Source organism: Pseudomonas sp. GW822-FHT02D10 (assembly GCF_058802345.1).
This window is the reverse complement of sequence record NZ_JBXAOB010000006.1, coordinates 334,689-358,113: the sequence shown is the minus strand read 5'-3', so window position 1 is coordinate 358,113 and position 23,425 is coordinate 334,689. Positions and strand designations below refer to the sequence as shown.

The 23,425-nt window shown below is 59.9% G+C and carries 21 protein-coding genes; 20 read left to right on the top strand and 1 reads right to left on the bottom strand.

All coding sequences use genetic code 11. The features are described from left to right. Positions 1-44 precede the first annotated feature (44 nt). From mnmA to AC1RPZ_RS13145, 5 genes are all read left to right on the top strand, one after another. Positions 45-1,178, top strand: a complete 1,134-nt coding sequence (gene mnmA / locus AC1RPZ_RS13165) for a tRNA 2-thiouridine(34) synthase MnmA (RefSeq protein WP_493137463.1) — start codon at positions 45-47, stop codon at positions 1,176-1,178. After that, a complete protein-coding gene (hflD, locus tag AC1RPZ_RS13160) occupies positions 1,175-1,798 on the top strand; it encodes a high frequency lysogenization protein HflD (RefSeq protein ID WP_493137461.1) in 624 nt (207 codons plus the stop codon). Before mnmA ends, hflD begins: the two co-directional genes overlap by 4 nt. A gap of 127 nt (positions 1,799-1,925) precedes the next feature. After that, positions 1,926-3,296, top strand: coding sequence for an adenylosuccinate lyase (gene purB / locus AC1RPZ_RS13155; protein WP_493137459.1), 1,371 nt, complete (start codon positions 1,926-1,928; stop codon positions 3,294-3,296). An 85-nt stretch (positions 3,297-3,381) separates the two neighbouring features. After that, positions 3,382-4,548: a ribosomal protein uL16 3-hydroxylase gene (locus AC1RPZ_RS13150; RefSeq protein WP_493137458.1), complete on the top strand. Its 1,167-nt coding sequence runs from the start codon at positions 3,382-3,384 to the stop codon at positions 4,546-4,548. After that, positions 4,541-4,966, top strand: a complete 426-nt coding sequence (locus AC1RPZ_RS13145) for a GNAT family N-acetyltransferase (RefSeq protein WP_493137456.1) — start codon at positions 4,541-4,543, stop codon at positions 4,964-4,966. Before AC1RPZ_RS13150 ends, AC1RPZ_RS13145 begins: the two co-directional genes overlap by 8 nt. Before the next feature lie 89 nt (positions 4,967-5,055). Here AC1RPZ_RS13145 and AC1RPZ_RS13140 read toward each other — a convergent pair whose 3' ends face one another. Next, positions 5,056-5,238, bottom strand: a complete 183-nt coding sequence (locus AC1RPZ_RS13140; protein ID WP_493137455.1) for a hypothetical protein — start codon at positions 5,236-5,238, stop codon at positions 5,056-5,058. On the opposite strand from AC1RPZ_RS13140, the gene AC1RPZ_RS13135 reads away from it, so the two are divergent. The 15 genes from AC1RPZ_RS13135 to nuoN all read left to right on the top strand — a co-directional run bounded on the left by AC1RPZ_RS13135 (position 5,237) and on the right by nuoN (position 23,363). Beyond that, complete coding sequence (locus AC1RPZ_RS13135; RefSeq protein ID WP_493137454.1) at positions 5,237-6,034, top strand: secretin N-terminal domain-containing protein; 798 nt, start codon at positions 5,237-5,239, stop codon at positions 6,032-6,034. The two genes, AC1RPZ_RS13140 and AC1RPZ_RS13135, sit on opposite strands and share 2 nt — an antisense overlap. Positions 6,035-6,549: 515 nt before the next feature. Next, positions 6,550-7,875: an isocitrate lyase gene (gene aceA, locus AC1RPZ_RS13130; RefSeq protein ID WP_019689825.1), complete on the top strand. Its 1,326-nt coding sequence runs from the start codon at positions 6,550-6,552 to the stop codon at positions 7,873-7,875. Positions 7,876-8,423: 548 nt separating this feature from the next. After that, positions 8,424-8,837: an NADH-quinone oxidoreductase subunit A gene (locus AC1RPZ_RS13125; protein WP_095079282.1), complete on the top strand. Its 414-nt coding sequence runs from the start codon at positions 8,424-8,426 to the stop codon at positions 8,835-8,837. A 10-nt stretch (positions 8,838-8,847) separates the two neighbouring features. Then, entirely contained in the window at positions 8,848-9,522 is a 675-nt protein-coding gene (locus AC1RPZ_RS13120) for a NuoB/complex I 20 kDa subunit family protein (RefSeq protein ID WP_008014893.1), read from the top strand. Positions 9,523-9,595: 73 nt separating this feature from the next. Then, positions 9,596-11,380 (top strand): NADH-quinone oxidoreductase subunit C/D, encoded by a 1,785-nt coding sequence (nuoC, locus tag AC1RPZ_RS13115; protein ID WP_493137453.1) that lies wholly within the window; start codon positions 9,596-9,598, stop codon positions 11,378-11,380. A 2-nt stretch (positions 11,381-11,382) separates the two neighbouring features. After that, entirely contained in the window at positions 11,383-11,880 is a 498-nt protein-coding gene (gene nuoE, locus AC1RPZ_RS13110) for an NADH-quinone oxidoreductase subunit NuoE (RefSeq protein ID WP_007970445.1), read from the top strand. Further along, positions 11,877-13,232 (top strand): NADH-quinone oxidoreductase subunit NuoF, encoded by a 1,356-nt coding sequence (nuoF, locus tag AC1RPZ_RS13105; protein WP_493137452.1) that lies wholly within the window; start codon positions 11,877-11,879, stop codon positions 13,230-13,232. The genes nuoE and nuoF overlap by 4 nt, the downstream gene beginning before the upstream one ends. Positions 13,233-13,370: 138 nt before the next feature. Next, entirely contained in the window at positions 13,371-16,085 is a 2,715-nt protein-coding gene (nuoG, locus tag AC1RPZ_RS13100; protein ID WP_493137451.1) for an NADH-quinone oxidoreductase subunit NuoG, read from the top strand. Then, positions 16,082-17,089 carry an NADH-quinone oxidoreductase subunit NuoH gene (gene nuoH, locus AC1RPZ_RS13095; RefSeq protein WP_493137449.1) on the top strand — a complete coding sequence of 336 codons (1,008 nt, stop codon included), beginning with the start codon at positions 16,082-16,084 and terminating at the stop codon, positions 17,087-17,089. The genes nuoG and nuoH overlap by 4 nt, the downstream gene beginning before the upstream one ends. Before the next feature lie 12 nt (positions 17,090-17,101). Further along, positions 17,102-17,647: an NADH-quinone oxidoreductase subunit NuoI gene (nuoI, locus tag AC1RPZ_RS13090; RefSeq protein WP_401123796.1), complete on the top strand. Its 546-nt coding sequence runs from the start codon at positions 17,102-17,104 to the stop codon at positions 17,645-17,647. Between the two features lie 9 nt (positions 17,648-17,656). After that, a complete protein-coding gene (gene nuoJ, locus AC1RPZ_RS13085) occupies positions 17,657-18,157 on the top strand; it encodes an NADH-quinone oxidoreductase subunit J (RefSeq protein WP_019689817.1) in 501 nt (166 codons plus the stop codon). Between the two features lie 4 nt (positions 18,158-18,161). Then, the gene (nuoK, locus tag AC1RPZ_RS13080) at positions 18,162-18,470 is read left to right on the top strand and encodes an NADH-quinone oxidoreductase subunit NuoK (protein ID WP_493137448.1); all 309 of its coding nucleotides are present in this window, start codon (positions 18,162-18,164) and stop codon (positions 18,468-18,470) included. Then, the gene (gene nuoL, locus AC1RPZ_RS13075) at positions 18,467-20,320 is read left to right on the top strand and encodes an NADH-quinone oxidoreductase subunit L (RefSeq protein WP_493137446.1); all 1,854 of its coding nucleotides are present in this window, start codon (positions 18,467-18,469) and stop codon (positions 20,318-20,320) included. Before nuoK ends, nuoL begins: the two co-directional genes overlap by 4 nt. 39 nt (positions 20,321-20,359) lie before the next feature. Beyond that, complete coding sequence (gene nuoM, locus AC1RPZ_RS13070; RefSeq protein WP_493137445.1) at positions 20,360-21,892, top strand: NADH-quinone oxidoreductase subunit M; 1,533 nt, start codon at positions 20,360-20,362, stop codon at positions 21,890-21,892. Between the two features lie 7 nt (positions 21,893-21,899). Further along, the gene (gene nuoN, locus AC1RPZ_RS13065) at positions 21,900-23,363 is read left to right on the top strand and encodes an NADH-quinone oxidoreductase subunit NuoN (RefSeq protein ID WP_493137444.1); all 1,464 of its coding nucleotides are present in this window, start codon (positions 21,900-21,902) and stop codon (positions 23,361-23,363) included. Positions 23,364-23,425 lie beyond the last annotated feature (62 nt).

Sequence of the window (23,425 nt, the reverse complement as noted above, 5' to 3'; positions counted from 1 at the left end):
CCTGATAGAATCGCGTCCTTTTTCAAGACACTCATTAAATCCCTATGCGTGATCCAGCCCCTTCTGACACACAAAAGAAGCGCGTCATTGTCGGTATGTCCGGCGGCGTGGACTCTTCCGTTTCCGCCCTACTGCTGATCGAGCAGGGTTATCAGGTGGAAGGCCTGTTCATGAAGAACTGGGAAGAGGACGACGGAACGGACTACTGCACCGCCATGGACGACCTGGCCGACGCCCAGGCCGTGTGCGACAAGATTGGCATCAAGCTGCACACCGCCAACTTCGCCGCCGAGTACTGGGACAACGTGTTCGAACACTTCCTGGCCGAATACAAGGCCGGCCGTACGCCGAACCCGGACATCCTGTGCAACCGTGAAATCAAGTTCAAGGCGTTCCTCGACTACGCCATGATGCTCGGCGCCGACCTGATCGCCACCGGCCATTACGTGCGCCGTCGCGACATCGATGGCCGTACCGAACTGCTCAAAGGCCTGGACCCGAACAAGGACCAGAGCTACTTCTTGCACGCCGTGGGTGGCGAGCAGATTGCCAAGACCTTGTTCCCAGTCGGCGAGCTGGAAAAACCCGAAGTTCGCGCGATTGCCGAGAAACACGAACTGGCGACCGCGAAGAAGAAAGACTCCACCGGTATCTGCTTTATCGGTGAACGACGCTTCAGCGACTTCCTCAAGCAATACCTGCCGGCACAGCCAGGCGAAATCAAAACCACCGAAGGTGAAGTGATCGGCCGCCACCATGGCCTGATGTACCACACCATCGGTCAGCGTCAGGGCCTGGGCATCGGCGGCTTGAAAGACGCCGGCGACGAGCCGTGGTACGTGCTGATCAAGGACCTGGAACACAACGAGTTGATTGTTGGCCAGGGCAATGACCACCCCTGGCTGTTCTCCCGCGCCCTGCTCGCCTCGGACATCTACTGGGTCAACCCGGTCGACCTGAGCTCGCCGCGCAAACTTACGGCGAAAGTCCGCTATCGCCAGAGCGACCAGCCTTGCACCCTGGAAAAAACCGCCAACGGCTACCGCGCCACCTTCGATGACCCGCAGCGCGCGGTCACCCCAGGTCAATCGGTGGTGTTTTACGACGGTGAAATCTGCCTCGGTGGCGGCGTCATCGAAGTCGCCGAACCCTGGAGCAGCAAGGATTCGCGCGCATGAGCCCGACTCAGGAGCAACTGATAGCGCTCGGCGGCGTGTTTCTCGCCGCCGTGCTGGTCGACAAGATCGCCAAGACCGGCCAGGTCACTGAAGCCAGCCTGACCTGCATGCTTGGCAGTTTGTTGATCATCGACCCCAAGGACACGCTGGAAGTTTACGGTGGCGACGATATCTATCTGCGTGAAGGTTATCGCGCATTGATTGGCGCCCTCGAACGCGACCCGAGCACCTTGCAGCGCGAACCACTGCGCTACGCGCTGTCGATGCTCGGCCTTGAGCGGCAACTGGCCAAACGCGGCGACATGCTCGAAGCGATCGGCAAACGCTTGCCGCAGATTCAGTCCCAGGTCGAACATTTCGGCCCGGCCCATGAAAACGTGATCGCCGCCTGCGGCGCACTGTATCAGGACACCTTGAGCACCCTGCGCCAACGCATTCAGGTGCACGGCGACATGCGCAACCTGCAACAGCCGAGCAACGCCTCGAAGATCCGCGCCCTGTTACTGGCCGGTATCCGCTCGGCGCGCCTGTGGCGGCAGTTGGGCGGTCATCGCTGGCAATTGGTGATCAGCCGTCGCAAATTGCTCAAAGAGCTTTATCCGCTGATGCGCAGCAGCTGAACCGCCCCCGCAACACCGCTTTGTAGTCGTTAACGCGTAGTACGCCGGTCAGTTGGCAACGGACCGGCGGAATTTTTCATGTATGATACGCGCCCCATTTCGTTGCCCGACTGTCCGAGAACACCCCATGCAGCTCTCTTCGCTCACTGCGGTTTCCCCTGTTGACGGCCGCTACGCCGGCAAAACCCAGGCCCTGCGCCCAATTTTCAGCGAATACGGCCTGATCCGTGCTCGCGTCCTGGTTGAAGTCCGCTGGCTCCAGCGCCTGGCCGCCCACCCTGCCATCAGCGAAGTGCCGGCGTTCTCCGCCGAAGCCAACACGGTGCTGAACACCCTGGCAGAAAACTTCTCTCTGGAGCACGCCGAGCGTGTCAAAGAGATCGAGCGCACCACCAACCACGACGTTAAAGCTATTGAGTACCTGCTCAAGGAACAGGCTGCCAAGCTGCCTGAACTGGCCAACGTCAGTGAATTCATCCACTTTGCCTGCACCAGCGAGGACATCAACAACCTGTCCCACGCACTGATGCTGCGCGAAGGCCGTGATGACGTGATGCTGCCGCTGATGCGCCAGACCGCCGAAGCCATCCGCGAACTGGCCATCCGTTTTGCCGACGTGCCAATGCTGTCGCGCACCCACGGTCAGCCAGCGTCGCCGACTACCCTGGGCAAAGAACTGGCGAACGTGGTTTACCGTCTGGAGCGTCAGATCGCTCAAGTCGCTGCCGTTCCGCTGCTGGGCAAGATCAACGGCGCTGTCGGCAACTACAACGCACACATCTCGGCCTACCCGGAAATCGACTGGGAAGAAAACGCCCGTGCCTTCATCGAAGACGAGCTGGGTCTGGGCTTCAACCCGTACACCACGCAGATCGAACCGCACGACTACATTGCCGAGCTGTTCGACGCGATCGCGCGCTTCAACACCATCCTGATCGACTTCGATCGTGATATCTGGGGCTACATCTCCCTGGGCTACTTCAAGCAGCGCACCATCGCTGGCGAAATCGGTTCTTCGACCATGCCACACAAGGTCAATCCGATCGACTTCGAAAACTCCGAAGGTAACCTGGGTATCGCCAACGCACTGTTCCAGCACCTGGCGAGCAAACTGCCGATCTCCCGCTGGCAGCGCGACCTGACCGACTCCACCGTACTGCGCAACCTCGGTGTCGGCTTCGCCCACAGCGTGATCGCGTACGAAGCAAGTCTCAAGGGAATCAGTAAGCTAGAGCTCAATGCTCAGAAGATTTCTGCTGATCTGGACGCGTGCTGGGAAGTTCTGGCCGAGCCAATTCAGACCGTGATGCGTCGCTACAACATTGAAAACCCGTACGAAAAGCTGAAAGAACTGACTCGCGGCAAGGGCATCAGCCCTGAAGCGCTGCAGACTTTCATCGATGCACTGGACATGCCTGCCGCAGCCAAGGCTGAGCTGAAAAAGCTCACCCCGGCCAACTACATCGGCAACGCCGTGGCACAAGCCAAACGCATCTGATCGACCGCTTGACCCTTTGAGACGCCCGGCAGCGCCGGGCGTTTTTATTCCCGTCTGAAAAGTGCTTTTTTTCAATAGGTTACACATGAATCCTGATATTCCTCTTCAACTTCTGGGCGGCATCACGGCACGGGAGTTCCTGCGCGACTACTGGCAGAAGAAACCGCTACTGATCCGCCAGGCGATCCCTGACTTCGAAAGCCCGATCGACGCCGACGAACTGGCCGGCCTGGCGCTGGAAGAAGAAGTCGAATCGCGCCTGGTCATCGAGCACGGCGAGCGTCCTTGGGAACTGCGTCGCGGCCCGTTCGCCGAAGACGAATTCAGCAAGCTGCCAGAGCGCGAGTGGACCCTGCTGGTGCAGGCTGTCGACCAGTTCGTGCCGGAAGTCAGCGAACTGCTGGAGCACTTCCGCTTCCTGCCGAGCTGGCGCATCGACGACGTGATGATCAGCTTCGCCGCCCCCGGTGGCAGTGTCGGCCCGCACTTCGATAACTACGACGTATTCCTGCTGCAAGGCCACGGCAAGCGCAACTGGAAAATCGGCCAGATGTGCAACTCCGACAGCCCATTGCTGCAACATGCCGACCTGCGCATCCTCGCCGACTTCGAAGCCACCGACGAGTGGACCCTGGAACCGGGCGACATGCTTTACCTGCCACCGCGCCTGGCCCACTGCGGCGTGGCCGTCGATGACTGCATGACCTACTCGATCGGCTTCCGTGCACCAAGCGCCGCCGAAGTGCTGACCCACTTCACCGACTTCCTCAGCCAGTTCCTGCCTGACGAAGAGCGCTACACCGATGCCGACGCACAGCCAGCAATCGACCCGCACCAGATCCAGCATGACGCACTCGATCGCTTGAAAAGCCTGCTGGCCGAGCACATGAGCGACGAGCGCCTGTTGTTGACCTGGTTCGGCCAGTTCATGACCGAGCCGCGCTACCCGGAACTGGTGGTGGGTCCGGAGCTGGAAGAAGACGACCTGCTCGCCAGCCTTGAGCAAGGCGCCGTGCTGATTCGCAACCCTAGCGCACGGCTGGCCTGGTCGGAAGTCGATGACGACCTGCTGCTGTTCGCCAGCGGCCAGAGCCGTTATCTGCCGGGCAAGCTGCGCGAACTGCTGAAAATGATTTGCGCCGCCGATGCGCTGCACGTCGACAACCTTGGCCAATGGCTGAGCGATGAAGACGGCCGCAACCTGCTGTGCGAACTGGTCAAGCAAGGTAGCCTGGGATTTGCCGATGAATAAAATTCGCGTACGTGTCGCAGACTGGCAAAAGGATATCGCCGAGATCCGGCGCATTCGTGAAGCGGTGTTCATCGCCGAGCAATCCGTTCCACCCGAACTGGAATGGGATGCCGACGACGCGAGCGCCGTGCATTTCCTCGCCTTCGAAGGCGACTTTCCGATTGGCACTGCCCGCCTGCTGCCCGATGGTCACATCGGCCGGGTGTCGGTGCTCAAGGACTGGCGCGGCCTGAAAGTCGGCGACAAACTGATGCGAGCGGTGATCGGTGAAGCCGAGAAGCGCGGGCTCAAGCAGCAAATGCTCAGCGCCCAGGTTCAGGCGACAGCGTTCTACGAGCGTTTGGGCTTCAGCATTGTCAGTGAGGAGTTCCTGGAAGCAGGGATTCCGCATGTGGACATGGTGCGTCATTCGGCTTGAGACCGCGGCGCGGCCATCGCGAGCAATCGAGCGTCGACCGGCTGCTCCCACATTAGATTTGTGAGCTGCCACAGATTGCAGCAACACCATCAATCCACTGTGGGAGCGAGCTTGCTCGCGATGAGGCCCGACAGAACACCACAAAACGCCTCGACATTTTCCGATGTCGGGGCGTTTTGGTATCGTGCAAACGGTGTTGCCTGCAAAATCAAAAGATCGCAGCCTTCGGCAGCTCCTACAGGCTTCTTTATATTCGCGGAGATAACGGACATGTCCCTACGCACCCTGCTCACCACGCTGCTGCTGACCTGCAGTTTTTCGGTCGTCGCTGCTACCGAAGTGGTGCAGCTCAACAATCGCACCAGCGCCGACCTGCTGCCGGTTGCGCAGAATTTTATCGGCAGGGACGGCAAGGTCAGCGCCTACGGCAACCAACTGATCGTCAACGCCGCACCCGACAAGATCGACGAACTCAAGGCCCTGATCGCACAGCTCGACACCGTGCCAAAACGCCTGCTGATCACCGTCGACACCAACGAAAACAACCAGCAAAACAACGCCGATCAGCAGACACAGGTCATCACTTACAGCACCGACAGCCGCGAAGGCGGCATCCAGCAGGTCCAGACCAGCGAAGGCACACCGGCACTGATCCAGGTTGGCCAGAGCGTGCCGCTGACCAGCACCCAGACCGATGCCTACGCTGCGCTGCCAAACCAGAGCAACACCTCCCGCCAGCCGCAAAACCTGCCCAACAACTACGCCCACCTGCAAAACCAGACCCAATACCGCAACGTCACCCAGGGCTTCTACGTCACTGCCAGCGTCACCGGCGACATCGTTCACCTGGCGATCAGTACCAACCGTGACCGCATGAGCCAGGAACGTCCCGATGTAGTGAACGTGCAAAGCACCGACACAACCGTCAGCGGTCGCCTGGGCGAGTGGATCACTCTGGCCGGCGTCAACCGCCAGACGCAAGCCGACAAACAGGCCATGAGCCGCAGCTACTCTACTCAGGGTCGGGATGACATGACCTTGCGAGTAAAAGTCGACGCTTTGGACTAACACACCAAAAACTGACTGATTAGTCGTATTAGACTAAAGATGTAGTGCTTGAAAAAAAGCACTACAAAATGTTTGACGAGCCAAAAAAGCAAAGGCATGATGGCCTCGCTCCCGCTAATCAGGGGCCCTGGCAGGGGCCTTCGAATCGTTGCTCTAACCTTACCGAGCTGAGCCGATTCGTGTCTGTACCGCCCACAAGGTGTGTTTGACGAGGTTGCGACTGGAACGAAGTTGTCCCGAGGGACGGAAGCGTAATAGGTAGCCCGGCAACACACTGATGATCGTATAAAGGCCCACGACGCCCGAATACGCCCGCCAGTTCGCCCTTACCTGCTCAGCTTTCATCCTCGAGCCCATCGTTCATCCCGTCGCCTTCCCCGCCAAACCCGACTTGACCGCCTAAGCTTCTGGTCAGCGAGCAGCCATTTACGCCCCATTTGAATGTGCGTATCTGGCTACAGGAGTTTTCCACCCAGGAACCACTTTCCATACAAGACGCGACGAGGTTTATCTCCATGGCACTGACACGCGAACAGCAAATTGCAGCCCTTGAAAAAGACTGGGCTGAAAACCCGCGCTGGAAAGGCGTGACACGCACTTACTCCGCTGCTGACGTCGTCCGTCTGCGTGGCTCGGTTCAACCTGAGCACACCTTTGCAAAAATGGGCGCCGAGAAGCTCTGGAACCTGGTGACCCAGGGTGCCAAGCCAGCCTTCCGCCCTGAGAAAGATTTCGTCAACTGCATGGGCGCCCTGACCGGCGGCCAGGCTGTACAACAAGTCAAAGCCGGTATCCAGGCGATCTACCTGTCGGGCTGGCAGGTTGCTGCAGACAACAACTCTGCAGAATCGATGTACCCGGACCAGTCGCTGTACCCGGTCGACTCCGTACCGACCGTGGTCAAGCGCATCAACAATTCGTTCCGTCGTGCTGACCAGATCCAGTGGAAAGCCGGCAAGAACCCGGGCGACGAAGGTTACATCGACTACTTCGCACCGATCGTTGCCGACGCTGAAGCCGGTTTCGGTGGCGTTCTGAACGCCTACGAGCTGATGAAGAGCATGATCGAAGCCGGCGCTGCCGGCGTTCACTTCGAAGACCAACTGGCCTCCGTGAAAAAATGCGGCCACATGGGCGGCAAAGTACTGGTTCCAACCCAGGAAGCCGTACAGAAACTGACCGCTGCCCGTCTGGCTGCTGACGTTGCAGGTACTCCGACCATCATCCTGGCCCGTACCGACGCAAACGCTGCTGACCTGCTGACGTCCGACTGCGACCCATACGACCAGCCGTTCGTGACTGGCGAACGCACCCAGGAAGGCTTCTACAAAGTGCGCGCCGGCCTGGACCAGGCGATCGCTCGCGGCCTGGCCTACGCACCGTACGCCGACCTGATCTGGTGCGAAACCGCCAAGCCGGATCTGGACGAAGCCCGTCGCTTCGCTGAAGCGATCAAAAAGGAATACCCGGACCAACTGCTGTCGTACAACTGCTCGCCTTCCTTCAACTGGAAGAAAAACCTGGACGACGCGACCATCGCCAAGTTCCAGCGCGAACTGTCCGCCATGGGCTACAAGCACCAGTTCATCACCCTGGCCGGCATTCACAACATGTGGCACAGCATGTTCAACCTGGCGCACGACTACGCCCGCAACGACATGACTGCCTACGTGAAGCTGCAGGAGCAGGAATTCGCTGACGCTGCCAAGGGTTACACCTTCGTGGCTCACCAGCAGGAAGTGGGCACCGGCTACTTCGACGACATGACCACCGTGATTCAGGGCGGCTCGTCTTCGGTTACCGCGCTGACCGGCTCCACTGAAGAAGAACAGTTCCACTGATCTGATTCGCCCGAGCAAACGGCCCTTCCGGACCGAGTAAAAACTAACCGGAATGCCGCACATCTGACGCCCCGACTGGTTCGGGGCGTTTTTTTGCGCGCAATTCAGCAAGCACCACCGTACCTGTGGGAGCGAGCAACAGAAAACATTGATCCAGCGCGGCATTTCGATCGACAAAACAGGGTAAAACGAGCGCCCTCGCAACTTGCAGTTGCGGGCAAGTAACCGCAACTTCCCGAGCGCTAACCCGAATAGCAGTTTAAAAATCACTCCAAATAACATTGATTATCATTTGTCGACCGCTAGGTTCGTTACAGCACTCACAAAACAGAATTGACAAAACCCCGGCTAATGCCCGCAACGCATGGGCTGCGGGGCTTTTGAGGTGCGCTATGTCCTTATTCTTATAAATAATTTCGCCACAGAAAATTTACTTGCCCGGTGTTTAGCCATAAAATCACCGCGATTGATTGCGCTGCGACATATCGTCACTGCTTTATTACTTTTTCAAGCTCAGAGACCCTTGCTCTCTGTTAAGGATTACCAGCATGCCCGAAGCGACAGGACTCATGGCCCACAACTGGGGCTTTGCCATTTTCCTTCTGGGTGTCGGCGGCCTTTGCGCCTTCATGCTCGGCGTCTCCAGCCTCCTCGGGTCAAAAGCCTGGGGCCGCAGCAAAAACGAACCGTTCGAGTCCGGCATGCTACCTACCGGTGGCGCCCGCTTGCGGCTCTCAGCCAAATTCTATCTGGTCGCGATGCTGTTCGTGATCTTCGATATCGAAGCCCTATTTCTCTTTGCCTGGTCTGTGTCCGTCCGCGAAAGCGGCTGGACCGGATTCGTCGAAGCTCTCGTTTTCATAGCAATTCTGTTGGCAGGTCTTGTCTACCTATTTCGAGTGGGCGCCCTTGATTGGGCTCCGGCAGCTCGTCGTAAGCGGCAGGCGAAGCTGAAACAATGAGGCTTTGGCAATGCAATACAATCTCACCAGGATCGACCCGGATGCTCCTAACGAGCAGTACCCGATCGGCAAACGGGAAACCGTTTCCGATCCGTTAGAAGATCAAGTCCACAAAAACATTTTCATGGGCAAGCTCGAAGACGTGCTTAACGGCACGATCAACTGGGGGCGCAAGAACTCCCTGTGGCCGTATAACTTCGGTCTTTCGTGCTGCTACGTGGAAATGACCACCGCCTTCACGGCGCCCCACGACATCGCGCGCTTTGGCGCCGAGGTTATCCGGGCATCGCCGCGTCAGGCGGATTTCATGGTTATTGCCGGAACCTGCTTCATCAAGATGGCGCCGATCATTCAGCGTCTCTATGAGCAAATGCTCGAACCGAAGTGGGTTATCTCCATGGGTTCGTGCGCCAACTCCGGTGGCATGTACGACATCTACTCCGTCGTTCAAGGGGTGGACAAGTTCCTGCCCGTGGACGTCTACGTGCCTGGCTGCCCGCCCCGCCCTGAAGCTTTTCTGCAAGGCTTGATGCTGTTGCAGGAGTCGATTGGCCAGGAGCGTCGTCCACTTTCCTGGGTCGTTGGTGATCAAGGCGTTTATCGCGCCGAGATGCCATCGCAAAAGGAACAGCGCCGCGAACAGCGTATTCAGGTAACCAACCTGCGCAGCCCCGACGAAGTCTGATCCAGATCTGTTCCTGCAAAGAAACGAGAAACTGGCTTCATTCTTTACGTTGACCGAAAGCGATAAAAAAACCATGACTACAGGCAGTGCTCTGTACATCCCGCCTTACAAGGCAGACGACCAGGATGTGGTCGTCGAATTGAACAACCGTTTTGGCCCTGAGGCGTTCACCGCCCAGGCCACCCGCACCGGCATGCCGGTGCTTTGGGTTGCCCGTGCCAAACTCGTCGAAGTCCTGACCTTCCTGCGCAACCTGCCCAAGCCGTACGTCATGCTCTATGACCTGCATGGCGTGGACGAGCGTCTGCGCACCAAGCGTCAAGGGCTGCCGAACGGTGTCGACTTCACTGTGTTCTATCACTTGATGTCGATCGAACGTAATAGTGACGTAATGATCAAGGTCGCCTTGTCCGAGAGCGACCTCAGCTTGCCGACCGTCACCGGTATCTGGCCGAACGCCAACTGGTACGAGCGTGAAGTGTGGGACATGTACGGCATCGACTTTGCCGGCCACCCGCACCTGACCCGCATCATGATGCCGCCGACCTGGGAAGGTCACCCGCTGCGCAAGGACTTCCCGGCCCGCGCCACCGAGTTCGACCCGTACAGCCTGACGCTGGCCAAGCAACAGCTTGAGGAAGAAGCCGCGCGCTTCAAGCCTGAAGACTGGGGCATGAAGCGTTCCGGCGCCAACGAGGACTACATGTTCCTCAACCTGGGCCCGAACCACCCTTCGGCTCATGGTGCGTTCCGTATCATCCTGCAACTGGACGGCGAAGAGATCGTCGACTGTGTGCCGGACGTCGGCTACCACCACCGTGGTGCCGAGAAGATGGCCGAGCGTCAGTCCTGGCACAGCTTCATCCCGTACACCGACCGTATCGACTACCTCGGCGGCGTGATGAACAACCTGCCGTATGTGCTCTCGGTCGAGAAGCTGGCCGGCATCAAGGTGCCAGAGAAGGTCGACGTCATCCGCATCATGATGGCCGAGTTCTTCCGGATCACCAGCCACCTGCTGTTCCTGGGGACGTACATCCAGGACGTCGGCGCCATGACTCCGGTGTTCTTCACCTTCACCGACCGCCAGAAGGCGTACACGGTGATCGAAGCCATTACCGGTTTCCGTCTGCACCCGGCCTGGTACCGCATCGGCGGCGTCGCCCACGACCTGCCGCGCGGCTGGGAAAAACTGGTCAAAGACTTCGTCGAGTGGATGCCAAAGCGTCTGGACGAATACCAGAAAGCCGCACTGGACAACAGCATCCTGCGTGGCCGGACCATCGGTGTCGCTGCCTACAACACCAAAGAAGCCCTGGAATGGGGCGTCACCGGCTCTGGCCTGCGTTCGACCGGTTGTGATTTCGACCTGCGTAAAGCTCGCCCGTACTCCGGTTACGAGAACTTCGAATTCGAAGTGCCGCTGGCGACCAATGGCGATGCCTACGACCGTTGTATCGTGCGCGTCGAAGAAATGCGCCAGAGCCTCAAGATCATCGAGCAATGCATGCGCAACATGCCGGAAGGCCCGTACAAGGCGGATCACCCGCTGACCACGCCGCCGCCGAAAGAGCGCACGCTGCAGCACATCGAGACCTTGATCACGCACTTCCTGCAAGTTTCGTGGGGCCCGGTCATGCCGGCCAACGAATCCTTCCAGATGATCGAAGCGACCAAGGGCATCAACAGTTATTACCTGACGAGCGATGGCGGCACCATGAGCTACCGCACCCGGATTCGCACCCCAAGCTTCCCGCATCTGCAACAGATCCCTTCGGTGATCAAAGGCAGCATGGTCGCGGACTTGATCGCGTACCTGGGTAGTATCGACTTCGTTATGGCCGACGTGGACCGCTAAGCATGAACAGCACGCTTATCCAGACAGACCGTTTCGCCCTGAGCGAAACCGAGCGCTCGGCCATCGAGCACGAGCTGCATCACTACGAAGACCCGCGCGCGGCGTCGATCGAAGCCCTGAAGATCGTCCAGAAGGAACGTGGCTGGGTGCCTGATGGCGCGCTCTACGCCATCGGCGAAATCCTCGGCATCCCGGCCAGCGACGTTGAAGGCGTGGCGACGTTCTATAGCCAGATCTTCCGTCAGCCCGTGGGCCGTCACATCATTCGCGTCTGCGACAGCATGGTCTGCTACATCGGTGGCCACGAGTCGGTGGTCAGCGAAATCCAGAGCAAGCTGGGTATCGGCCTGGGTCAAACCACCGCCGACGGTCGTTTCACCCTGCTGCCGGTCTGCTGCCTCGGCAACTGCGACAAGGCGCCGGCGTTGATGATCGACGACGACACATTCGGTGATGTGCAGCCTGCTGGCGTTGCCAAATTGCTCGAGGGCTACGTATGACCCTGACTTCCTTCGGCCCTGCCAACCGCATCAAGCGCAGCGCAGAGACCCACCCGCTGACCTGGCGTCTGCGTGACGACGGCGAGGCCGTCTGGCTCGACGAGTATCAGGCCAAGAACGGCTACGCGGCAGCGCGTAAAGCCTTCGCCGATATGTCCCAGGACGACATCGTCCAGACCGTCAAGGACTCCGGCCTCAAGGGTCGCGGCGGCGCAGGCTTCCCCACTGGCGTGAAGTGGGGCCTGATGCCCAAAGACGAATCCATCAACATCCGCTACCTGCTGTGCAACGCGGATGAAATGGAACCCAACACCTGGAAAGACCGCATGCTGATGGAGCAACTGCCCCATCTGCTGATCGAAGGCATGCTGATCAGTGCTCGCGCGCTGAAAACCTACCGTGGCTACATCTTCCTGCGTGGCGAATACACCACCGCCGCCAAGCACCTGAACCGTGCCGTGGAAGAAGCCAAGGCAGCGGGCCTGCTGGGCAACAACATCCTGGGCAGCGGTTTCGATTTCGAACTGTTCGTCCACACCGGCGCGGGGCGTTACATCTGCGGTGAAGAAACCGCACTGATCAACTCCCTCGAAGGCCGCCGCGCCAACCCGCGCTCCAAGCCGCCCTTCCCTGCCGCCGTTGGCGTGTGGGGCAAGCCGACCTGCGTGAACAACGTTGAAACGCTGTGCAACGTGCCGGCGATCATTGCCGACGGGGTGGACTGGTACAAATCGTTGGCGCGCGAAGGCAGTGAAGACATGGGCACCAAGCTCATGGGCTTCTCCGGCAAGGTCAAGAACCCGGGCCTGTGGGAACTGCCGTTCGGCGTCACCGGTCGCGAGCTGTTCGAAGACTACGCCGGTGGCATGCGCGACGGTTACACGCTCAAGTGCTGGCAGCCAGGCGGTGCCGGTACCGGCTTCCTGTTGCCGGAACACCTGGACGCACAAATGTACGCCGGCGGCATCGCCAAAGTGGGCACCCGTATGGGTACCGGCCTGGCCATGGCGGTGGACGACAGCGTCAACATGGTGTCCCTGCTGCGCAACATGGAAGAGTTCTTCGCCCGTGAGTCGTGTGGTTTCTGCACCCCGTGCCGTGACGGTTTGCCGTGGAGCGTCAAGCTCCTGCGCGCCATCGAGAACGGTGAAGGGCAAGCCGGCGACATCGAGACCCTGCTGGGTCTGGTCGGCTTCCTCGGCCCAGGCAAGACCTTCTGTGCTCACGCACCGGGCGCCGTGGAGCCATTGGGCAGCGCAATCAAGTATTTCCGTCCAGAGTTCGAAGCCGGCATCGCGCCTACCCGCGTCGCCGTCCCGCCTCTGGCAAGGCCGATCGTAGTCGGCGCTTAACGCTTTAAAAAAGGCGAACGGTCCGTGCCGTTCGCCTTTCGTCCGATGACGCCTGTTACAGGCTGTTTGGATTCGGACGGATAACAAGATTCCATTAGCCACGCCCGCTGACACCGGGCCAACGAAGAACTTTGAACCATGGCCACTATCCACGTAGACGGCAAAGAGCTCGAAGTCGATGGGGCAGACAACCTGTTACAGGCATGTCTGTCGCTAGGCCTCGATATCCCTTATTTCTGCTGGCACCCCGCCCTCGGCAGCGTTGGCGCTTGCCGCCAGTGCGCCGTCAAGCAGTACACCGACGAGAACGACAAGCGTGGTCGTATCGTCATGTCCTGCATGACCCCTGCCACCGACGGCAGCTGGATCTCCATCGATGACGAAGAAGCGAAAGTATTTCGCGCCAGCGTCGTTGAATGGCTGATGACCAACCACCCGCACGACTGCCCGGTGTGCGAAGAAGGCGGTCACTGCCACCTGCAAGACATGACGGTAATGACCGGCCACAACGAGCGCCGTTACCGCTTCACCAAGCGTACCCACCAGAACCAGCAACTGGGCCCGTTCATTTCCCACGAAATGAACCGCTGCATCGCCTGCTATCGCTGCGTACGTTTCTATAAAGACTACGCCGGCGGTACTGACCTCGGTGTATTCGGCGCCCACGACAACGTGTACTTCGGTCGCGTAGAAGACGGCACCCTCGAAAGCGAGTTTTCCGGCAACCTCACCGAGGTCTGCCCGACCGGTGTGTTCACCGACAAGACTCACTCCGAGCGCTACAACCGTAAGTGGGACATGCAGTTCTCGCCGAGCATCTGCCATGGCTGCTCCAGCGGTTGCAACATCAGCCCGGGTGAGCGTTACGGCGAACTGCGTCGCATCGAAAACCGTTTCAACGGTTCGGTAAACCAGTACTTCCTGTGCGACCGTGGCCGTTTCGGCTATGGCTACGTCAACCGCGAAGATCGCCCACGTCAGCCATTGCTGGCCAACGGCGCGAAGCTGAGCCTGGACGAAGCGCTGGATAAAGCCGCTGACCTGCTGCGCGGTCGCAACATCGTCGGTATCGGTTCGCCGCGTGCCAGCCTTGAAAGCAACTACGCCCTGCGCGAACTGGTCGGTGCCGAGCACTTCTATTCGGGTATCGAAGCTTCCGAGCTGGAGCGTATTCGTCTGGTCATGCAGGTGCTGAAAGACAGCCCGCTGCCGATTCCGAACATGCGCGACGTCGAAGACCACGATGCGATCTTCGTCCTCGGTGAAGACCTGACCCAGACCGCTGCGCGTATGGCCCTGGCCCTGCGTCAATCGGTCAAAGGCAAAGCCGAAGACATGGCCGACGCCATGCGCGTTCAGCCTTGGCTCGACGCTGCGGTGAAAAACATCGGTCAGCACGCGCTGAACCCGCTGTTTATCGCCAGCCTGGCTGAAACCAAGCTCGACGACGTCGCTGAAGAATGCGTTCACGCCGCTCCAGACGACCTGGCACGCATCGGTTTCGCCGTGGCTCACGCCCTCGACGCCAGCGCTCCAGCGGTCGAAGGTCTGGACGCTGAAGCGCTCGAATTGGCCAAGCGCATTGCCGACGCCCTGCTCGCAGCCAAGCGTCCGCTGATCATCGCCGGTACTTCGCTGGGCTCCAAAGCCCTGATCGAAGCTGCGGCGAACATCGCCAAAGCCCTGAAGCTGCGCGAGAAGAACGGTTCCATCAGCCTGATCGTGCCTGAGGCCAACAGCCTCGGCCTGGCCATGCTCGGCGGCGAATCGGTCGACGCAGCCCTGCAAGCGGTGATCGACGGTAAAGCCGACGCCATCGTGGTGCTGGAAAACGATCTGTACACCCGTACCGACAAAGCCAAGGTCGATGCGGCCCTGAGCGCCGCTAAAGTGGTGATCGTCGCCGACCATCAGAAAACCGCTACCAGCGATCGCGCGCACCTGGTTCTGCCAGCCGCCAGCTTCGCTGAAGGCGACGGTACGCTGGTCAGCCAGGAAGGTCGCGCCCAGCGCTTCTTCCAGGTCTTCGACCCGACTTACCTCGATGCAAGCCTCCTGGTTCACGAAGGCTGGCGCTGGCTGCATGCCCTGCGCTCGACCCTGCTGAACCAGCCGATCGACTGGACCCAACTGGACCACGTCACGGCTGCCTGTGCTTCGAGCACTCCACAACTGGCCGGTATCGTCAACGCCGCACCGTCTGCTTCGTTCCGGATCAAAGGCCTGAAACTGGCTCGCGAACCGCTGCGTTACAGCGGCCGCACCGCCATGCGCGCCGACATCAGCGTGCACGAGCCGCGGACTTCCCAGGACAACGACACGGCGTTCTCGTTCTCCATGGAAGGTTACTCGGGCTCCGTCGAACCACGTCAGCAAGTACCATTTGCCTGGTCGCCGGGCTGGAACTCGCCGCAAGCCTGGAACAAGTTCCAGGACGAAGTCGGTGGTCACCTGCGTGCCGGTGATCCGGGTGCTCGCCTGATCGAAAGCCAGGGTGATTCGCTGAACTGGTTCGCCAGTGTTCCGCGCGCATTCAACCCGGCTCAAGGCACCTGGCAGGTTGTGCCGTTCTACCACCTGTTCGGCAGCGAAGAGAACTCTTCGAAAGCCGCTCCGGTCCAGGAACGCATTCCAGCCGCTTACGTGTCGCTGGCCAAGTCCGAAGCCGATCGCCTGGGCGTCAATGACGGTGCCATGCTGAGCTTGAACGTTGCCGGCCAGACCCTGCGTCTGCCGCTGCAAATCAACGAAGAGCTGGGGGCTGGTCTGGTGGCGTTGCCTGCGGGTATCGCTGGCATTCCGCCGGCCATCTTTGGCAAATCCGTTGACGGTCTGCAGGAGGCAGCGCAATGACCTTGTTCACTCCTGAAGTGATCGACATCATCATCGCGGTGCTCAAAGCCATCGTGATTCTGCTCGCCGTGGTGGTGTGCGGTGCTCTGTTGAGCTGGGTCGAGCGTCGTTTGCTCGCCCTCTGGCAGGACCGTTACGGTCCGAACCGCGTCGGCCCGTTCGGCGCGTTCCAGATTGCGGCCGACATGATCAAGATGTTCTTCAAGGAAGACTGGACGCCGCCGTTCGCCGACAAGGTGATCTTCACCCTGGCGCCGGTGGTGGCCATGAGCGCCTTGCTGATTGCCTTCGCAATCATCCCGATCACCCCCACCTGGGGCGTCGCGGACCTGAACATCGGCATCCTGTTCTTCTTCGCCATGGCCGGTCTGTCGGTCTACGCGGTGTTGTTCGCCGGCTGGTCGAGTAACAATAAGTTCGCCCTGCTGGGCAGCTTGCGGGCCTCGGCACAAACCGTGTCGTACGAAGTGTTCATGGGCCTGTCGGTGATGGGCATCGTGATCCAGGTTGGCTCGTTCAACATGCGCGACATCGTCGATTATCAAGCCCAGCACCTGTGGTTCATCATTCCGCAGATCTTCGGCTTCCTGACCTTCTTCATTGCTGGCGTCGCCGTGACTCACCGTCACCCGTTCGACCAGCCGGAAGCGGAGCAGGAACTGGCCGACGGTTACCACATTGAATACGCCGGCATGAAATGGGGCATGTTCTTCGTCGGCGAGTACATCGGCATCGTGTTGATTTCGGCGCTGCTGGTGACACTATTCTTCGGTGGCTGGCACGGTCCGTTCGACATTCTGCCGCAGATCCCGTTCATCTGGTTCGCACTGAAAACCGCGTTCTTCATCATGATCTTCATCCTGCTGCGCGCCTCGATTCCGCGCCCACGGTATGACCAAGTGATGGACTTCAGCTGGAAGTTCTGCCTGCCGCTGACCCTCGTCAACATGCTGGTGACCGCTGCGATCGTGTTGCTCAACACGCCCGCCATCGCGGCTCAGTGAGGATAGAGAATCATGAAGTATATTTTTGACATCGTGCATGGCTTCTTCACCCAGCTTCGCAGCCTGGTGATGATTTTCAGCCATGCCTTCCGCAAGCGCGACACGCTGCAATATCCGGAAGAGGCGGTGTACCTGCCGCCGCGCTTCCGTGGACGAATCGTCCTGACCCGCGACCCTGACGGCGAAGAGCGTTGTGTGGCCTGCAACCTGTGCGCCGTGGCCTGCCCGGTCGGTTGCATCTCGCTGCAGAAAGCTGAAACCGAAGACGGCCGCTGGTACCCGGAATTTTTCCGTATCAACTTCTCGCGCTGCATTTTCTGCGGCCTCTGCGAGGAAGCCTGCCCGACCACCGCGATCCAGCTGACACCGGATTTCGAAATGGCCGAGTTCAAGCGTCAGGACCTGGTTTACGAGAAAGAAGATCTGCTGATCTCCGGCCCCGGCAAAAACCCTGACTACAACTTCTATCGTGTTGCAGGTATGGCGATTGCCGGTAAGCCGAAAGGCGCCGCGCAAAATGAAGCCGAACCGATCAACGTGAAGAGCTTGCTGCCTTAAGGAAGAAAGATGGAATTCGCTTTCTATTTCGCGTCCGGAGTTGCCGTTGTGTCCACGCTTCGCGTGATCACCAACACCAACCCTGTGCACGCCCTGCTCTACCTGATTATCTCGCTGCTTGCCGTGGCGATGACCTTTTTCAGCCTCGGCGCTCCATTCGCCGGCGTACTGGAAGTGATCGCCTATGCCGGCGCCATCATGGTGCTGTTCGTGTTCGTGGTCATGATGCTGAACCTCGGCCCCGCCTCGGTTCAGCAAGAGCGCGTCTGGCTCAAACCCGGTATCTGGGCGGGTCCCGTTGTGCTGGCAGCGCTGCTGCTGGCTGAACTGCTGTACGTACTGTTCAGCCATTCCAGCGGCACCGGCGTCGGCCACACCACCGTAGACGCCAAGGCCGTGGGCATCAGCCTGTTCGGTCCTTATTTGCTGGTGGTCGAACTCGCCTCGATGCTGCTGCTCGCCGCAGCCGTCACGGCGTTCCACTTGGGCCGCAACGAGGCGAAGGAGTAACTTTATGCCTGCTATCCCTCTCGAGCATGGCCTGGCGGTTGCCGGCGTCCTGTTCTGCCTCGGTCTGGTTGGCCTGATGGTCCGCCGCAACATTCTCTTCGTGCTGATGAGCCTGGAGGTCATGATGAATGCCTCCGCACTGGCGTTCATCGTTGCCGGTAGCCGTTGGGGCCAGCCGGATGGACAGATCATGTTCATCCTGGTGATCAGCCTGGCAGCCGCCGAGGCCAGTATTGGCCTGGCGATTCTGTTGCAGCTGCATCGCCGCTTCCACACTCTCGATATCGACGCTGCCAGCGAGATGCGCGGATGAACCTTCTCTATCTGACTTTCGTATTCCCCCTGATCGGTTTCCTGCTGCTGTCGTTCTCACGCGGCCGCCTCTCGGAAAACCTCTCGGCGCTGATCGGCGTCGGCTCCATCGGCCTCTCGGCGATCGTTGCTGCTTATGTGATCTGGCAGTTCAACGTCGCGCCGCCTGAAGGCGGTCACGTCACCCAGGTGTTGTGGCAGTGGATCTCGGTAGGTGATTTCAAGCCGAACTTCGCCCTGTACCTGGACGGCTTGTCCGTGACCATGCTCGGTGTGGTCGTCGGTGTGGGCTTTTTGATCCACCTGTTCGCGTCCTGGTACATGCGCGGTGAAGACGGTTACTCGCGCTTCTTCGCGTACACCAACCTGTTTATCGCCAGCATGCTGTTCCTGGTGCTGGGCGATAACCTGTTGTTCCTGTACTTCGGTTGGGAAGGCGTGGGCCTGTGCAGCTACCTGTTGATCGGTTTCTACTACAGCAACCGCAACAACGGTAACGCCGCACTCAAAGCCTTCATCGTTACCCGTGTCGGCGACGTGTTCATGGCCATCGGCCTGTTCATCCTGTTCCAACAGTTGGGCACGCTGAACATTCAAGAGTTGCTGGTCAAAGCGCCTGAGCATTTCAAGACCGGTGACTTCTGGATCGTCATGGCGACCCTGATGCTGCTGGGCGGTGCGGTCGGTAAATCCGCGCAACTGCCGCTGCAAACCTGGCTGGCGGATGCGATGGCCGGTCCTACCCCGGTTTCGGCACTGATCCACGCCGCGACCATGGTGACCGCTGGCGTGTACCTGATCGCCCGTACGCATGGTCTGTTTGCGTTGGCACCGGATATCCTGCACCTGGTCGGCATCGTCGGCGGCGTGACCCTGGTCCTCGCCGGTTTCGCCGCCCTGGTCCAAACCGACATCAAACGTATCCTCGCCTACTCGACCATGAGCCAGATCGGCTACATGTTCCTGGCGCTGGGCGTGGGTGCCTGGGAAGGCGCGATCTTCCACCTGATGACCCACGCGTTCTTCAAGGCGCTGCTGTTCCTTGCGTCCGGTTCGGTGATCGTTGCCTGCCACCACGAGCAGAACATCTTCAAGATGGGCGGTCTGTGGAAGAAGCTGCCACTGGCCTACGCCAGCTTCATCGTCGGCGGCGCGGCCCTCGCGGCCCTGCCGCTGGTGACCGCAGGTTTCTACTCGAAAGACGAAATCCTCTGGGAAGCCTTCGCCAGCGGCAACCACGGTCTGCTCTATGCAGGTCTGGTGGGGGCCTTCATGACGTCGCTGTACACCTTCCGCCTGATCTTCATCGCGTTCCATGGTGAAGTGAAGACCGAAGCCCATGCAGGCCACGGCATTGCTCACTGGCTGCCACTGTCGGTACTGATCGTGCTGTCGACCGCCATTGGCGCGATGATCGTTCCGCCACTGCACGGCGTACTGCCAGAAAGCGTTGGCCATGCCGGTGGCGAAGCCAAGCACAGCCTGGAACTCGCCTCGGGTGCTATCGCCCTGTCCGGTATCCTGCTGGCCGCGCTGCTGTTCCTCGGCAAGCGTCGCTTCGTGAGCGCCATCGCCAACAGCGGCATCGGCCGTCTGCTCACGGCCTGGTGGTTCGCCGCCTGGGGCTTCGACTGGATCTACGACAAACTGTTCGTCAAACCGTACCTTGCGATGAGCCACATGTTGCGCAAAGACCCGTTCGACCAAACCATCGGTTTGATCCCGCGTCTGGCCAAAGGGGGTCACAACTCCCTGAGCCGTACCGAAACGGGTCAGCTGCGTTGGTACGCCGCCTCGATGGCTGCTGGTGCGGTGCTGGTTATCGGCGCTGTCGTGCTGGTAGCGGTCTGATATGAACCTTGCGAACTTGCGAAAGGAAACGAGCCCGTCATGATTCTGCCTTGGCTAATCCTGATCCCCTTCATCGGCGGCCTGCTGTGCTGGATGGGTGAGCGCTTCGGCGCCACCCTCCCCCGCTGGATTGCGCTGATGACCATGACCCTGGAACTCGCTCTCGGCCTCTGGCTGTGGGCCCACGGGAACTATTCATTTGCTCCGGCGCCTGGCGCCGATCCGACCTGGGCGCTTGAGTTCAAGCATGTCTGGATCGAGCGTTTCGGCATCAACGTGCACCTGGCCCTCGACGGCCTGTCGCTGTTGATGATCCTGCTGACCGGTCTGCTGGGTGTCCTCTCGGTACTCTGCTCGTGGAAAGAGATCCAGCGTCACGTTGGCTTCTTCCACCTGAACCTGATGTGGATCCTGGGCGGTGTCGTCGGCGTGTTCCTGGCCCTCGACCTGTTCATGTTCTTCTTCTTCTGGGAAATGATGCTGGTGCCGATGTACTTCCTCATCGCGCTCTGGGGTCACAGTTCTTCGGACGGCAAGAAAACCCGGATCTACGCGGCGACCAAGTTCTTCATCTTCACTCAGGCCAGCGGCCTGATCATGTTGGTGGCGATCCTGGGTCTGGTACTGGTCAATTTCAACAGCACGGGCGTGATTACCTTCAACTACGCCGACCTGTTGAAAACCAAGATGTCGCTGACCACCGAGTACGTTCTGATGCTTGGCTTCTTCATCGCCTTCGCGGTGAAGCTGCCGGTAGTGCCGTTCCACTCCTGGTTGCCGGATGCTCACGCACAGGCACCGACTGCGGGTTCCGTTGACCTGGCCGGTATTCTGCTGAAGACCGCTGCGTACGGTCTGCTGCGTTTCGCCCTGCCGTTGTTCCCGAACGCGTCGGCCGAGTTCGCGCCGTTCGCCATGGCCCTGGGCCTGGTCGGGATCTTCTACGGTGCGTTCCTGGCCTTCGCCCAGACCGACATCAAGCGTCTGGTCGCGTACTCCAGCGTTTCGCACATGGGCTTCGTGCTGATCGGCATCTACTCCGGCAGCCAACTGGCGCTGCAAGGCGCAGTGATCCAGATGCTCGCGCACGGCCTGTCGGCAGCGGCACTCTTTATCCTCTGCGGCCAGCTCTACGAGCGCACCCACACTCGCGACATGCGTGAAATGGGCGGCCTGTGGTCGAAGATCGCTTACCTGCCTGGCGTCAGCCTGTTCTTTGCGGCGGCCTCTCTGGGCTTGCCGGTAACCGGTAACTTCGTGGGTGAGTTCCTGATCCTGATCGGCACCTTCGCCAGCACGCCATGGGTCACCGTGATCGCGACTGCAGGCCTGGTGTTCGGTTCGGTCTACTCGCTGATCATGATCCACCGCGCCTACTTCGGCCCGTCGAAATCGGACGCCGTGTTGCACGGTATGGATGCTCGCGAACTGATCATGGTGGTTGGACTGGCGGCACTGCTGATTTACATCGGCGTCTTCCCGCAACCGTTCCTCGATACCTCTGCCGCGACGATGCATGGCGTGCAGCAATGGTTCGGTACCGCCTTCACTCAACTCGCTTCGGCACGGTAAGAGCGCTATGGACTTTACGATTCAACACTTTATCGCGCTTGCGCCGTTGTTGATCACCAGCGCCACGATCATCGTGGTGATGCTGGCGATCGCCTGGCGCCGCAACCACTCACAGACCTTCCTGCTGTCGGTAGCGGGTCTGAACCTGGCCTTGCTGTCGATCCTGCCAGCCCTGAAAGTCGCGCCTCTGGCCGTGACGCCATTGCTGCAAATCGACAGTTTTGCCTGTCTGTACATGGCGCTGATCCTGGTCGCCACCCTCGCTTGCGTCACTCTCGCCCACGCCTACCTCGGCGAAGGTGGCACGGGTTACCCGGGCAACCGTGAAGAACTCTACCTGCTGATCCTGATGGCCGCCGCCGGTGGCCTGGTTCTGGTCAGCGCGCAGCACCTGGCCGGTTTGTTCGTCGGTCTGGAACTGCTCTCGGTACCGGTCTACGGTCTGGTGGCCTATGCCTTCTTCAACAAGCGTTCACTGGAAGCCGGCATCAAGTACATGGTGCTGTCGGCAGCCGGTTCGGCGTTCCTGTTGTTCGGTATGGCCCTGCTCTACGCCGAAGCCGGCACCCTGAGTTTCAGCGGTATCGGTCACGCCCTTGCGGCCACCGGCCTGCCAAGCCCGCTGGCGCAACTGGGCCTGGGCCTGATGCTGATCGGTCTGGCGTTCAAGCTGTCGCTGGTCCCGTTCCACCTCTGGACGCCGGACGTCTACGAAGGGGCTCCGGCACCGGTTGCAGCGTTCCTGGCCACTGCCTCGAAAGTTGCGGTGTTCGCGGTGATGGTGCGTCTGTTCCAGATCTCGCCAGTGGCCAGCAGCGGTGTGTTGAGTACCGTGCTGACCGTGATCGCGATTGCCTCGATCCTGTTCGGTAACCTGTTGGCGCTGACCCAGAGCAACCTCAAGCGTCTGCTGGGTTACTCGTCCATCGCGCACTTCGGTTACCTGTTGATCGCCCTGGTGGCGAGCAAGGGTCTGGCCATGGAAGCCATCGGCGTGTACCTGGTCACCTACGTGATCACCAGCCTCGGCGCGTTCGGCGTGATCACCCTGATGTCCTCGCCGTACAAAGGTCGTGACGCCGACGCGCTGTACGAGTACCGCGGCCTGTTCTGGCGTCGTCCGTACCTGACCGCCGTACTGACCGTGATGATGTTGTCGCTGGCCGGCATCCCGCTGACCGCTGGCTTCATCGGCAAGTTCTACATCATCGCCACCGGCGTCGAATCTCACCAATGGTGGCTGGTCGGCTCCCTGGTACTGGGCAGCGCCATCGGCGTCTTCTACTACCTGCGCGTCATGGTCACCCTGTACCTGATCGAGCCAAACCTGCGTCGTGTCGACGCTCAGCTGCACTGGGAACAAAAGGCAGGCGGCGTCATGCTGCTGGCCATCGCCGTGCTGGCGTTCTTCCTCGGCCTGTACCCACAGCCGCTGCTGGTACTGGTTCAGCAGACGGGCCTGGCGGGTTGATCGCTTAGGTAACACGCAGTAGAAAAACAGAAACGGCACCTTCGGGTGCCGTTTTTGCGTTT